This window comes from Acinetobacter sp. P8-3-8 (assembly GCF_000214135.1).
In the GTDB taxonomy this organism is placed as follows: Bacteria; Pseudomonadota; Gammaproteobacteria; order Pseudomonadales; family Moraxellaceae; genus Acinetobacter.
This window is the reverse complement of record NZ_AFIE01000005.1, coordinates 84422-97242: the sequence shown is the minus strand read 5'-3', so window position 1 is coordinate 97242 and position 12821 is coordinate 84422. Positions and strand designations below refer to the sequence as shown.

Annotated in this window: 14 protein-coding genes; 7 read left to right on the top strand and 7 right to left on the bottom strand. The window is 36.9% G+C overall.

The features are described from left to right. The first annotated feature begins 25 nt into the window (after window positions 1–25). Together GGG_RS0104205 and GGG_RS0104200 are read left to right on the top strand one after the other, a co-directional pair. Window positions 26–616: an ANTAR domain-containing response regulator gene (locus GGG_RS0104205; protein ID WP_010112544.1), complete on the top strand. Its 591-nt coding sequence runs from the start codon at window positions 26–28 to the stop codon at window positions 614–616. 1 nt (window position 617) lies between these two features. Continuing rightward, on the top strand, window positions 618–1607 hold the full coding sequence (locus tag GGG_RS0104200) for a CmpA/NrtA family ABC transporter substrate-binding protein (protein WP_010112542.1): 990 nt from the start codon (window positions 618–620) through the stop codon (window positions 1605–1607). A 190-nt stretch (window positions 1608–1797) separates the two neighbouring features. Here the strand turns inward: GGG_RS0104200 and GGG_RS0104195 are convergent, their stop codons facing one another. The 6 genes from GGG_RS0104195 to rpsB all read right to left on the bottom strand — a co-directional run bounded on the left by GGG_RS0104195 (window position 1798) and on the right by rpsB (window position 6774). After that, entirely contained in the window at window positions 1798–2115 is a 318-nt protein-coding gene (locus tag GGG_RS0104195; protein ID WP_010112540.1) for an AzlD domain-containing protein, read from the bottom strand. Continuing rightward, on the bottom strand, window positions 2112–2819 hold the full coding sequence (locus tag GGG_RS0104190; RefSeq protein ID WP_227500481.1) for an AzlC family ABC transporter permease: 708 nt from the start codon (window positions 2817–2819) through the stop codon (window positions 2112–2114). Before GGG_RS0104190 ends, GGG_RS0104195 begins: the two co-directional genes overlap by 4 nt. A gap of 504 nt (window positions 2820–3323) precedes the next feature. Further along, window positions 3324–4139: an AraC family transcriptional regulator gene (locus tag GGG_RS0104185; RefSeq protein ID WP_010112537.1), complete on the bottom strand. Its 816-nt coding sequence runs from the start codon at window positions 4137–4139 to the stop codon at window positions 3324–3326. A 139-nt stretch (window positions 4140–4278) separates the two neighbouring features. Further along, window positions 4279–4827: a DUF3465 domain-containing protein gene (locus GGG_RS0104180; RefSeq protein WP_010112534.1), complete on the bottom strand. Its 549-nt coding sequence runs from the start codon at window positions 4825–4827 to the stop codon at window positions 4279–4281. Window positions 4828–5003: 176 nt separating this feature from the next. Continuing rightward, window positions 5004–5885 carry a translation elongation factor Ts gene (gene tsf / locus GGG_RS0104175; RefSeq protein ID WP_010112532.1) on the bottom strand — a complete coding sequence of 294 codons (882 nt, stop codon included), beginning with the start codon at window positions 5883–5885 and terminating at the stop codon, window positions 5004–5006. Between the two features lie 136 nt (window positions 5886–6021). Continuing rightward, a complete protein-coding gene (gene rpsB, locus GGG_RS0104170) occupies window positions 6022–6774 on the bottom strand; it encodes a 30S ribosomal protein S2 (protein WP_004831703.1) in 753 nt (250 codons plus the stop codon). A 233-nt stretch (window positions 6775–7007) separates the two neighbouring features. Here rpsB and map point away from each other — a divergent pair, with 233 nt between their 5' ends. The 4 genes from map to GGG_RS21145 all read left to right on the top strand — a co-directional run bounded on the left by map (window position 7008) and on the right by GGG_RS21145 (window position 10950). Beyond that, a complete protein-coding gene (gene map / locus GGG_RS0104165) occupies window positions 7008–7835 on the top strand; it encodes a type I methionyl aminopeptidase (RefSeq protein ID WP_010112526.1) in 828 nt (275 codons plus the stop codon). A gap of 320 nt (window positions 7836–8155) precedes the next feature. Continuing rightward, the gene (locus GGG_RS0104160) at window positions 8156–9274 is read left to right on the top strand and encodes an OmpW family protein (protein ID WP_029574438.1); all 1119 of its coding nucleotides are present in this window, start codon (window positions 8156–8158) and stop codon (window positions 9272–9274) included. A gap of 313 nt (window positions 9275–9587) precedes the next feature. Beyond that, window positions 9588–10814 (top strand): MFS transporter, encoded by a 1227-nt coding sequence (locus GGG_RS0104155; protein ID WP_010112522.1) that lies wholly within the window; start codon window positions 9588–9590, stop codon window positions 10812–10814. Next, window positions 10807–10950, top strand: a complete 144-nt coding sequence (locus GGG_RS21145) for a hypothetical protein (RefSeq protein ID WP_010112520.1) — start codon at window positions 10807–10809, stop codon at window positions 10948–10950. Before GGG_RS0104155 ends, GGG_RS21145 begins: the two co-directional genes overlap by 8 nt. 29 nt (window positions 10951–10979) lie before the next feature. Here the strand turns inward: GGG_RS21145 and GGG_RS0104145 are convergent, their stop codons facing one another. Continuing rightward, window positions 10980–11915 (bottom strand): LysR substrate-binding domain-containing protein, encoded by a 936-nt coding sequence (locus GGG_RS0104145; RefSeq protein WP_010112519.1) that lies wholly within the window; start codon window positions 11913–11915, stop codon window positions 10980–10982. A gap of 181 nt (window positions 11916–12096) precedes the next feature. Here GGG_RS0104145 and GGG_RS0104140 point away from each other — a divergent pair, with 181 nt between their 5' ends. Beyond that, on the top strand, window positions 12097–12804 hold the full coding sequence (locus tag GGG_RS0104140) for a glutathione binding-like protein (RefSeq protein ID WP_010112517.1): 708 nt from the start codon (window positions 12097–12099) through the stop codon (window positions 12802–12804). Window positions 12805–12821: the final 17 nt, after the last annotated feature.

Below are 12821 nucleotides of genomic sequence, written 5' to 3'. Positions count from 1 at the left end.
ATATGCAGGCTTTTCCTGAAGCATCATGTCAAAACTAAAAATAGCTTTAATCGATGATGATTTTGATCGTGCAGAGTTCGTTAAACTCACTTTAATCGAGCATCAATTTGATGTGGTCGCGTGTTTGATGACTGATCAACTCGATTTATTTTATCTACAACAAATTCAAGCCGACGTTATTTTATTAGACATGGATCATCCACAACGTGACATTATTGAAAGTTGTGTCAGTCAATTTGATCTACCGACCGTGTTATTTACTAAAAATAGCCATAAAGAAACGATTAAGAGTGCCATTGAAGCGGGAATTACCGCTTATATAGTCGATGGAATACAGCCTGCAAAATTAGACAGTATTTTGGAAATCGCGATTGAACAATATAAAAAACACAAGAAATTATTGAATGATCTACAAGATACTAAAAGTAAATTGGCTGATCGTAAAGACATTGAAAAAGCAAAAGTTTTACTGATGCAATTACATCATATCAATGAAGAACAAGCTTTCGCCCTGTTACGTAAAAATGCCATGAGCCACCGTATGACCATTGGTGAAATGGCACGTCGTTTATTGGATGCACAACTGTTATTACAATCACAAATTAAGGAGCAATAATATGTCGAATTTAGAAAAAACTGACATTCGATTAGGCTATGTTCCTTTACTTGACTGTATTGCGATTCTTTGGGCAAAGCATCAAGGCTATTTTGCAGACCTCGGTTTAAATGTAACGCTAATCAAAGAAGCATCTTGGGCAAGTTTACGTGATCGTCTGGCTTTTGGATTTTTAGATGCTGCTCACTGTTTGTCTGCTATGCTCCCTGCTGCGACTTTGGGTGCAGATCAATTGGGTATTCCATTTCAAACTCCTTTAATTTTAAGTAACAGTCCAACTGCAATTAGCCTCAGTCAGAAATTATGCTTTGAACTTAATATTACAGCGGATGATGCTCCTGAAAGTTCAGCAAATAAAGTGGCCTATGCGATTCATCAACATCAAAATATTCGTCTAGCCCATGTTTTTCAGCATTCAATTCACCATTATTGTTTAAAAGAATGGCTTGCTTTGGCTGATTCACATACTGAATATAAACTTAAACTTTTAACCCTACCTCCACCCTATATGGTTGAAGCAATTTCCAAACAATTGATTGATGGCTTTTGTGTAGGTGAGCCGTGGAATATCCAAGCAGAACTTGAAGGTTTGAGTACAACAGTCTGTTCTGGTCAACAGTTTGCACCTCAAGTTGCCAATAAAGTTTTTGCTGTTACCCAAGAATGGGCAGCACAACATCCAAAGACCTTAAATGCGCTGTGCCAAGCCATTATAAAAGCACAAAATGAACTACAAACACTTGAATCTATTGATGATGTTTGGGACATGTTAATTGAATATAATATTATTCGATTTAATTGTTCTAAATTTATTCATGTGCAATCTTTCCATAAAATTCAAAATATTATTCAAAATCTTGTCCCACAAGATGTTCGTCCAAAAGCTTCAGACTTTGAATGGATGATTCATCAAATGCAGAAATGGGACAACTTAGAAATCAATGATCAAAAAATAGGAATGATTGCCAAACAATGTATTGTTGCTATTTAAAATCGTTTCGTTTGCGATAATCACGATAATTATTGAATCAGAAACCAATCCTCATCAAGTAAAATGTAATCACTGTTTTAATTTTACAGTGATTGATTCATTCATTTTTCATTTCAACTGAAGATGAATCTATTTTTAATTCATTGTTTTAATTGATATTCATAAAATAAAAATCATAAAAAATTTATTTTCATCCATGCAAAAAATAATTTAAAGCATAAAAGCACAGTAAACTTAGACTTAAATTCAATAATATTTTTTTAGAAATCAGTGCAAATACAATACACAAAATAGCGGTAAGGAAATAAGCATCCAATGGTAAAGAACGTAACTGTTCACCTTGAAAAAATACGATCGGCGCACAAATTGCAGTGAGTAAACATGGTGCAGAATACTGCAACATATTTTCGACAAATACGGGAAGTTTAAATGCAATTTTAGGTTCTAGGAAAAAATAACGATTTATGAAAACAATCAAAGCTAAGCTGAGTAATAAAATCCAAGTCATTTGTTATTCTCCGCCATTTTTCTGCTCATTTTAGTCGTCAACATTGCTGCTAACATTCCCAATAAACCTGACAATACAACGCCACCTTCAAAGTGAAAATATTTGAAAATACAGGCTGAAATTAAAGTGACGACTACACCCATCAAAGTGGCAATATTTTTAATCATCGGGACAATAATCAAAATAAAAACGGCAACAATTGAGAAATCTAAATGCAGACTTTCTAAATTGGGAATGGATTGTGCGAGTAAAATTCCAAATAAACTAAATAGACACCACGCTAGATAAAAACATAAACCTGCGCCCAATAAATAAGCAAAAGTACGTTGTTTATTTTCACCAATCCCCACTGCAAATAGTTCATCTGTCAGCAAAAAACCAATGATTAAGCGTTGCGGTGTAGAAAATTGAGCAACATCCTTACGGAAATTCAATGCATAAATTAAATGCTGACTGGTTAAAAAGAAAATCGTAATAATAATGGTAAATACAGATGCATTGGACATCACTAAACCAAGACTGACCAATTGTGCAGCGCCAGCAAAGACAATTGCAGACATTGAAAATGCTTGAGCAAAACTCAAACCTGCATTAATTGCCATAGAACCAGCAAGAATGCCCCATGGAAGCACTGCAATAGATAACGGTAAAATATCTATGCACCCTTGCAGAAACGCTTTTTTATTTAATGTATTTTGTGACATTGAGTGATTGGAAATAGGTTCAAATTGATGATTCATCGGCATCATCCATAACTGAGGATGATGCCAGTATGTTTTAAAATAAAGGCAAAAGATTGGATAAAATTGCTATTTTAACCTGAGTTCGAGATAAGATATATTCCCAACTAGATACGCGGGAACGTCAGTCGCATTGTTCGAGGCATGAGGAATATATTCCGCAAGATCTGTAACATACTGTTTTTGCAATATATTAGGTACTTGATAGTATCTGTCGAGTTGGCGACTGACAAATGGTTTTGCCTACTTTTCCCGAAAGCCTTGCGAGGTAGTACCTCTCAGGTCGAACCTGAACAAGATTGAAATATATTTCAAGCGAAGTGCAAGACGAAGTGGGTTAATCCTTACATTTGACTTTTAAACGGTAAGACTCCGTTGTGCATGATCTATCTTTTCAATAACTTACATCAAAGCTTATCCCGAACTGACGTTATTTTAATACCATTATTTTGCTACTGTTTTTAAATGCTACAAAGTATTGAGATATTGCGAAGGTGTTACCCCCATGGCTTTTTTAAAATGACGATTAAAATGGCTTTGATCCGAAAAACCTGTATTCTGCGCGGTATTCGCAATACTCAAACCCTGTTTTAACAACTGCCGAGCTTTTTGCAAACGTGCTTGAACCAACCAACTGTGTGGTGGCAGACCTGTATATTTTTTAAATTCACGTAAAAAATGCCAAGGACTGATTCCGACATAACTTGCGAGATCGCTGAGAGAATAATCATGTTCAGGAAAACTACTGAGTAACTCCTTGACCATTTCTATTTTTCTTTGTGCCTCAGGCAGCTCCGCAGGGGTTAATTTTGCACGACCATAACGACTAATTAAACGCGCTAAAGTTGATAAATACATGCTTTCTTTCAATAAAGCATTGTCCTTTTGTTCTAATAAATCAAAGAGTAAAGAAAGTTGTTGTGCCAAACCTATATCATGAACGACAGCATTGGGAAACCACGGTACGCTATTTTTAACCGTGAAAAAATCTTGACCAACTTCCAAAAGCATTTCAGGTGTTGGATAAATCGCACGATATTTCCAACCAGATTCTACAGCAGATGAACCCGTATGAATTTCATCTGCGTTAACTAAAATAATATCGCCTTTTGGTGCAGTATGAAGCTGTCCTGTACGGTAAAAACTTTGCGCACCATCTTCTATCACACCAATACAATAGCCTTCATGCACATGCTTAGAAAATTGTTTATGGTGATATTGTGCTTTTAACAATTCTAATCCACCCAATTCCTTGAGGTGAAAATAGTTTGCCCACTCCTGCATGTTTCTATTCAGACTTTATAGGTTATTTTTAAAATAGCATGATTCTAAAAAACGTATAGAACAAAATTGCTATACGTCTTAATTTCACGTTTCAATATCTGTGCTTTTACTTGGATGATTCCTAAGAAGCCATTCTCTATCACTGATACGTTTGACCGTCATGTTTTAACCAGCCATTTTCATGGCGATGGTTTGGATCACGATGAGTCCAATGAATCACACCACCCTGATTGCTATATTCATATTCACCGAAAAACTCAATAGTATCGCCTTTATGTAAATTGGCGACACGTGGTGCTAAATCAATATTATGTGCCACTAAAACAGTTAAACCATTCTCTAGTGCGAGAATAAACTTTTGATGACGTGAGCCATCATTATCATCACGTAAAATAGCTTTGACTCGTCCAACGGACTGCACTTGAACATTACTTAATTTCCGTTGATAAGATTGGCGAATAACTTCAAGACCATGTTGACTTTGGCTATTCGCATATCTGTCATTTTGATCATTACTCGCAACAGATGGATTCGAATTTTGTATTGTAGGATTGCTTTGTTGATCTGAATATTCAACTTTAGGCTGTTGAACTGATTCATTTTTTTGTTGATTTAAATCAATTCCAAAATAGGCAGCGATGAATACTGCAATTACAGCTCCAATGCCTAGTTGAGTTTTATTGGCCATACATTTAACAATTATGATAATAAGATATTGATGAATTATAGAAGAATCAGAGAAATTTTATGTACTTAATCTTTTAAAATCAGCAATTTTATTATTCAAATTTTAACTATCTATTTTAAATAAAAAACCCCTCAAAATTTGAGGGGTTTTTAATATTTTTACTGAATCAGTAAAAATTATTGAGCAGCGGCAGCAGCCTGAGCAGCAGCAACTTCATCAGCAAAGCTCATTTCAGCTTTCTTCTCAATACCTTCACCTACTTCGAAGCGAACGAATTGAACAACTGTAGTACCAGTTGATTTTAATACATCAGCAACTTTCTTGTCGTTGTCGATCACGTACATTTGACGCTCAAGAACAACTTCATTCAAGTATTTTTCAACTGAACCAGTAACCATTTTTTCTACGATGTTTGCTGGCTTACCAGATTCAATCGCTTTAGCTTCTGCAATTTCTTTCTCTTTAGCGATAAGATCAGCAGAAACGTCTTCAGCAGTAACTGCAACTGGGTTGAATGCAGCAACGTGCATAGCAACACCTTTACCAGTTTCAGCAGAACCTGTGTAAGAAACAACAACACCAATTTTTAAACCGTGTTTGTAAACTGCAAGGTTTTCACCTTCAACAATTGCAGCACGACGAACTTGGATGTTTTCACCGATTTTTTGAACAAGAGCAATACGCGCTTCTTCAACAGTTGCACCATCTTCAAGTTTAAGTTCAGCAATTTTAGCAGCATCAGTTTCGTTTGCAGCTAAAGCAGCAGCAGCAACTTTTGCAGAGAAACCAGCAAAGTTTTCGTCTTTAGCAACGAAGTCAGTTTGACAGTTTACTTCTAAAAGAATTGCTTTGTTGCCTTCTTGAACGATCGTGATAGCGCCATCAGCAGCAATGTTACCTGCTTTTTTAGCAGCTTTTGCTTGACCTGATTTACGAAGGTTGTCAATCGCTAATTCGATGTCACCAGCTGCTTCTGTTAATGCTTTTTTGCATTCCATCATTGCAAGGCCAGTACGGTCACGTAATTCTTTTACCATGCTCGCAGTAACTGCAGTCATGTTGTTCTCCTAAATACGGTAGAATATGAATCTGTTCAACAAAAACGGCCCAAAGTGTACTCTGGGCCGTTTTGCTTTCTCGACGCTTAATTTGTCATCATATATTGCAAAAATGACAAGCTTGCGTCAAAACGCATTAAGCCTCAGGAGCTTCTTTCGCAGCTTCTTCGCCTTTAGCTTGAGCATTCGCTTGAGTTTGAGCGTATTCTTTACCAGCAAGAATAGCATCAGCCATAGCAGAAGCATAAAGTGTTACAGCACGGATCGCATCATCATTACCAGGAATAACGAAATCTACGTTATCAGGGTTAGAGTTTGTATCAACGATACCAATAACTGGAATACCTAAGTTTTTAGCTTCTTTAATAGCGATCGCTTCGTGATCAACGTCGATGATGAACAATGCGTCAGGTAAACCACCCATGTTCTTAACACCGCCTAAAGAGCGTTCAAGTTTTTCCATTTCACGAGTACGTTCTAAAGCTTCACGTTTAGTTAGTTTAGCAAAAGTACCGTCTTGTGATTGAGTTTGAAGATCTTTCAAACGGTTGATTGACTGACGAAGAGTTTTCCAGTTAGTCAACATACCACCCAACCAACGGTGATCTACATAAGGTTGACCAGCGCGTTGAGCTTGTTCACGGATGATGTTTGAAGCAGCACGTTTTGTACCAACAAACAATACTTTGTTCTTTTTGCTTGCAAGATTGTTAACGAAATTCAAAGCATCGTTTAACGCAGGAACAGTATGTTCAAGGTTGATGATGTGAATACGGTTACGCGCACCAAAAATGTATTGACGCATTTTTGGGTTCCAGAAGCGAGTTTGGTGACCAAAGTGCGCGCCAGCTTGAAGAAGGTCGCGCATGCTTACGTTGTAATCTGCCATTTTCTTTACCTTAAAGTTTGGGTTAGGCCTCCATATGTCCGCATTCTCCACCTCAAGATTAAAAAAAACTTCAGGCACCCAGAGCAATGTGACGACATATGTGCGGATTTTTAAATTACCCTTATCAAAATTCTCGTTAACTGTTCATGAAGAAAGTAACGAAAAGCATTTGATAATTTGGGCGGCTATTTATACCATAGTCACATACAAATTTCCAAAAGTTTTTAAAGATCATGAACAGTACTTACGAAGCGCCTCGTCGATTAATCAAAACCGCAGATGATATTGAAAAAATGCGCGTGGCGGGTCGATTGGCTGCAGAAGTTTTGGATATGATCAAACCGCATATCAAACCAGGTGTAACAACGCTTGAACTTGATACGATTTGTCATGATTATATCGTGAATAAACAAGATGCTATCCCTGCATGCTTAGGCTATGGTGCTGCACCTGGTCGTGCTGCTTTCCAACATGTGATTTGTACTTCAGTGAATCATGTCGTGTGTCATGGTGTTCCTTCTGAAAGTAAAATTTTAAAGAAAGGCGATATTCTCAATATTGATGTGACTGTGATTAAAGATGGTTTTCACGGCGATACCAATATGATGTATATCGTTGGCGGTGAAACTTCAATCCTCGCAGATCGTTTATGTAAAGTTGCTCAAGAAGCCATGTATCGTGGTATTGCAACGGTGAAGGCAGGTTCAACTATTGGTGATATCGGTCATGCCATTCAACGTTATGTTGAATCTGAACGTTTCAGTGTAGTTCGTGAATATTGTGGTCATGGTATTGGTACTGTGTTCCATGACGAACCACAAGTGTTGCATTATGGTCAACCAAACACAGGTATGGTTTTAGAAGAAGGCATGACCTTCACGATTGAACCGATGGTCAATGCTGGTGTTTGGCAAACCCGCTTGATGGGTGATAAATGGACGGTGGTGACTAAAGATCATAGCCTATCTGCACAATATGAACACACTTTACTTGTTACAAAAAATGGTGTGGAAATATTAACTGCTCGTCCTGAAGAAGACTTGTCACGTTTTACAAAATAAAAAGTCATTGACTGAATAGCCGTCATTACCATTCTAAAAGGTCACTTCCGAGTGACCTTTTTTTATCATCAAGTTTAAATTTAAAATATAAATATATGTTTTATAATAAAATATTTATAAAAATCAATTCATAAAAAATGTAATAACGAGGTAACAAACTTACATGATCCAAGCACTTTTTAAACCCGATGATAAAACTTCGAGCTAAATTACACATTTGTGAAAAGAATATCCCTTCAAAAACAACAATATTTTTTTATCCAACTTATCAATAATGAGCGCTTATAAAAATTAGTATCAATTTTGGGACATGGAGTCCAATTATGAATAAATCGTTACTTTGCCTTGTTGCATCGTGCTCATTCACGCCCCTGCTCAGTCATGCAAGTTCGCCTTATTTTAGTTTTAAAGATGGCGATGGATTTAAACGCTTTTCTGTTTCTGTCGGCGCACTTTATGTCAAACCAACAGGAAAAGCGCAACCCTTTCAAATCAATACTGCTGTTGCCGAAGGTGAAAAAGCAGGTGTCGGTGATGTAAAAGTTGACTCGGTACTCGATGCAATTGATGAAAGTAAAACTGGTGCGACTGCGAAAAAGAATTTTTTAAAAACTGCCGTAGATTTAGATGCGCTCGGGTTATTGTCATATAAAGATGAAAATGGAACGAAATATTTAAAGTCAAATATTGCAGGTGAAGCAACCATCGATGGACTGTCGCATTGGGAATCAAAAGGGACAGGACTAGAAGCAGACGATGTTGCAACACTTGGCATCATGTCGAATTATTTCTTTACAGATCATGTATCCCTTGAAATCAAAGCTGGTGTCCCACCTAAAGTTGATATTAAAGGGAAAGGCAAAATCTACGCACCACTCTCAGGTATCGCAAAACCGAGTGGAATTGGCGCACTTGTAGGTGATTTACCACTAAAAAAAGATATTTTGATTACTGACTTAGAGGCACATGAAAAAGCAGCTTCTGCACGTGCTTGGACGCCAGCCTTTGAGTTCCAATATCATTTTGGAAAAACAGGTGTCAATAAATTCCGCCCTTATATTGGTGTCGGGATGATGTACGCTTATTTTAATGAACTGGAAATGAATAAAACCATTGAACAAGACTTGGTCAATGCAGGCCATATGATCATTAACATTAAGGAAAATCAAGCAGGTGCAGCATTAGATGGTAAAAAAAGCAGTGGTAATCCGAAGGTTAAACTAGAAGCTGATGATGCATTTGCTCCGATTGCAACGGCTGGATTTACTTATGACTTCAATGACCATTGGTTTGCAGTCGGTTCAGTTTCTTATGCACAGCTAAAAGGAACAACCAAAATCACCATTTCAGATGATAAATATGGTAATTTAATCAATGCCAAAACTGATATCGAAATCAATCCAATCTTGGGTTATGCAGGGGTTGGTTATCGTTTTTAATTTCAATTTTAGTTTTTAATTTCAATTTTAGTTTTTAATTTCAAATTTAGTTTTAAATCTAATTTCAAAACAGGGATAAAAACTTCTTTGAAATTGAAGTCTTAACGACCTTCGGGTCGTTTTTGCTATTTAGCTCTCAGATAAAGCTCAAAAATAGTGATCTATTATAAAAATAAGCTTTCATCACAGCGTTTTGACTGCACATGAATCATAAAAATTTATCAAATGTTAAAGGATTAGCCTATCGTCACCAGAGATTGAATCAACTACAATTACTTTTAGAATGCTTTAAAAATAATTGACTGGATGACTTATGTCGCACATTACGGATGATACCCGCTTTTCTAAGCCGCTCATTTTTATGCTGATCGGAAGTGCTTTTATTTTAGCGCTGTCTTTAGGTGTACGTCATGGTTTTGGGCTTTATCTTGTGCCAATGAGCAATGAATTTGGTTGGAGTCACCAAGTTTTCAGCCTCGCCATTGCTATACAAAACCTACTTTGGGGTGCAATGCAACCCTTTACAGGCGCATTAGCAGACAAGTATGGCAGTAAAAAAGTGGTTATTGCAGGCGGTGTGCTGTATAGCATTGGCTTGCTCATCATGTCAGTCAGTTCAAATGCGCTTTTGCTCGATTTTAGTGTCGGGATCATTATTGGTTTAGCATTATCTGCAACATCTTTCTCAATTCTACTTTCAGCCGTAGGTCGAGCTGCCCATCCAAGTAAACGTAGTATGGCCATGGGTATTGCCAGTGCTGCGGGTTCTTTTGGGCAATTCATTATGTTACCAACAACATTGTTGTTAATTAAAAACTTTGGTTGGTCATCTGCCTTAGTCATTACAGCAATCTTGGTTGCACTCATTGTTCCACTGGCATGGATGCTCAAAGCACCAATGTATGTTGCACCCAATGCAGTCAGCCAAGTTGCAAAACCAAGTTTATCTTTCAAACAAATTTTGAAGATTGCGTTTAATCACAAACCCTTTTTATGGTTGGCTTTTGGTTTTTTAGTCTGCGGTTTCCAAGTGGTGTTTTTAGGGATTCATTTACCAGGCTATCTGATTGATCATGGTTTTGATGCTTCGACTGGAACAATATTCTTAGCATTGGTTGGATTATTTAATATTTTTGGGACGTATACAGCAGGATATCTTGGCGATAAGTTTTCAAAACCACATTTATTGATGGGTTTATACGGTTTACGTGGTGTTGCCATTATTGCCTTTCTTGCACTGCCTTTGAGTATATGGACAATTTACGCTTTTGGTATCATCATGGGTTTATTATGGTTATCTACTGTGCCTTTAACCAATGGCATCGTTGCCAATATGTTTGGGGTTAAGTACCTCACCACACTGACAGGCATCGTATTTTTTACCCATCAAGTTGGATCATTTTTTGGTGGCTGGCTGGGTGGTTTAAACCATGATTTAACAGGTAATTATAATGCAATGTGGATCTGTTCGATTGTCTTGAGCCTTTTAGGCGTTATCGTACACTTCTTTGTCAATGAGGAGGCTATTGTTGATGATTAATTCATTATCATCATTCTCATGGTTAAAAGCCGTCTTGTGGATTGGCTTGCTTATCATTTTCAGTCTTGCTGTTGTGCTTTGGATGAATACACCTGATTTATTTGAATATTTTAATATGGCCTTTTGCGCTCATTAAAAGTCTAAAAAGAATATCTTATTTTTAATTTAGGGCATTCTTTGCATTTTTCTAATTTGATGAATGTCCAATTTTTTAAACTGCTCAATCAAATATTCTAAAAGCGTTCTGACCGCAGGCAACATGCCCAATCTTGAAGTATAAACCACATAAATCACACCTTTAGGTAGGTGCCAATCTGGCATCACTTCGACCAGCGTCCCTTGATTCAATTCTTCTTTTGCATACACTTTGGGTAAAGAAGCAATACCTACACCCTTTAATACCGCAGCTTTGATCGCAATAAAATTATCTGTTCTTAATTTTGGCGAATATTCAATGTCGTGAAAAATATCTGTTTCTCCGCTTTTCTGCATCAGCCATACAGGTTTAGGATGTTCAAAACCGATACTGGGTAATGTTGTCAGATCTTCTAGTTTTTGCGGAATAGGATAACGCTCGAATAACTGTGGAGATGCAACCAACACATGCTCCCATGCATCAAGTTCTCTAACGATAAGTTCACTATCTTCCAAAGGAGTGCTACGGACTCGTAGAGCTAAATCTATACCCTCTTCAATGAGGTCAACACGGCGATTGCTTGCCAATAAATGAATCTGAACATCTGGATACTGTTGCATAAAATCGGCAACCATTGCCCCTACAGGCATGTTCACTAAAGCGACTGGACAAGAAATTCGAATTTGCCCAGAGGGTTCATTTGAAACTGTGCTTTGGATAAAATTTTCTGCTTGATTGACGTCTGCTAATATTTTCAAACAATGTTCATAAAATTGTTGCCCGATTTCGGTTACGACAAATTTTCGAGTATTCCGTTGAATCAAACGAACACCTAATCGTGTTTCTAATTCAGAAATACGGCGTGATAACTTAGATTTAGTAATTCCTAAGTTTTCACTGACTTTAGAAAACCCCTGATATTTAACAACTTGGACAAAATAGTAATAATCATTAAGATTTTGCATCACCACAGCTCCATGTCTAAAATGAACAGTTGTCACTAACTTCCGATCCTATACGCTAGTGGAACATATAATTTAGAAAAATCATAATGAAAACCCGCTTATTTATAGTGAATGGAAAATTTACATTGAGTCATCATTCTGCTATTTCTAAGTCATCTATTCTTCGCTTGCTCAATGAATTATGCATTTAACTTTATATCATTTAGTGCAATCACGATCGCAACGCATTCTGTGGCTATTGGAAGAATTAAACTTAAACTACAATTTAAAAATTTATCAAAAACACATTTATGAAAATCAACATGATGAATTAAAACAACTGAATAAATTTGCTCAATTCCCTACCGTACTCATCTCTGAGAATGAGCAAACTTCTTCCACAGTATTAACTGAAACCGCAGCAATTGCAGACTATTTAAGTTACGTCACTCAACAATTGGGAATACAATATTTATCAGCTCAGGAAATCATTGATTTTTATTTTTGGAAGAATTTTTCTGAAAGCAACTTCATGCCCAACTTGGCACTGAAGCAGATTTTTAGCCGAATTGTGCAACGGACACCTTTCCCAATCCATTATCTTGCTCAATTTTTTAAATATGCTTTTGATCAGGGATTTTTAAACAAGACGCTCCATCAGCAAATGCAAATGATCGAGCAGCAACTAGCGACCCATACATGGATTGCAGGTGAACATTTCACGATCGCCGATATTCTATTGTGGTTTCCATTACAAGCTTGTTTTGAACTGGATACTGACTTTCAAAGATATTCTGAAATTCAACGTTATCTTTTACAAATACAAAGCAGACCTGCCTTTCAAACTGCTTTAAAGAAAGGACAATGGTCTGCTCCAGTATTTCAAAAATATTGGTCAAATGCCTATTGATGCTAAATCATTAGCTC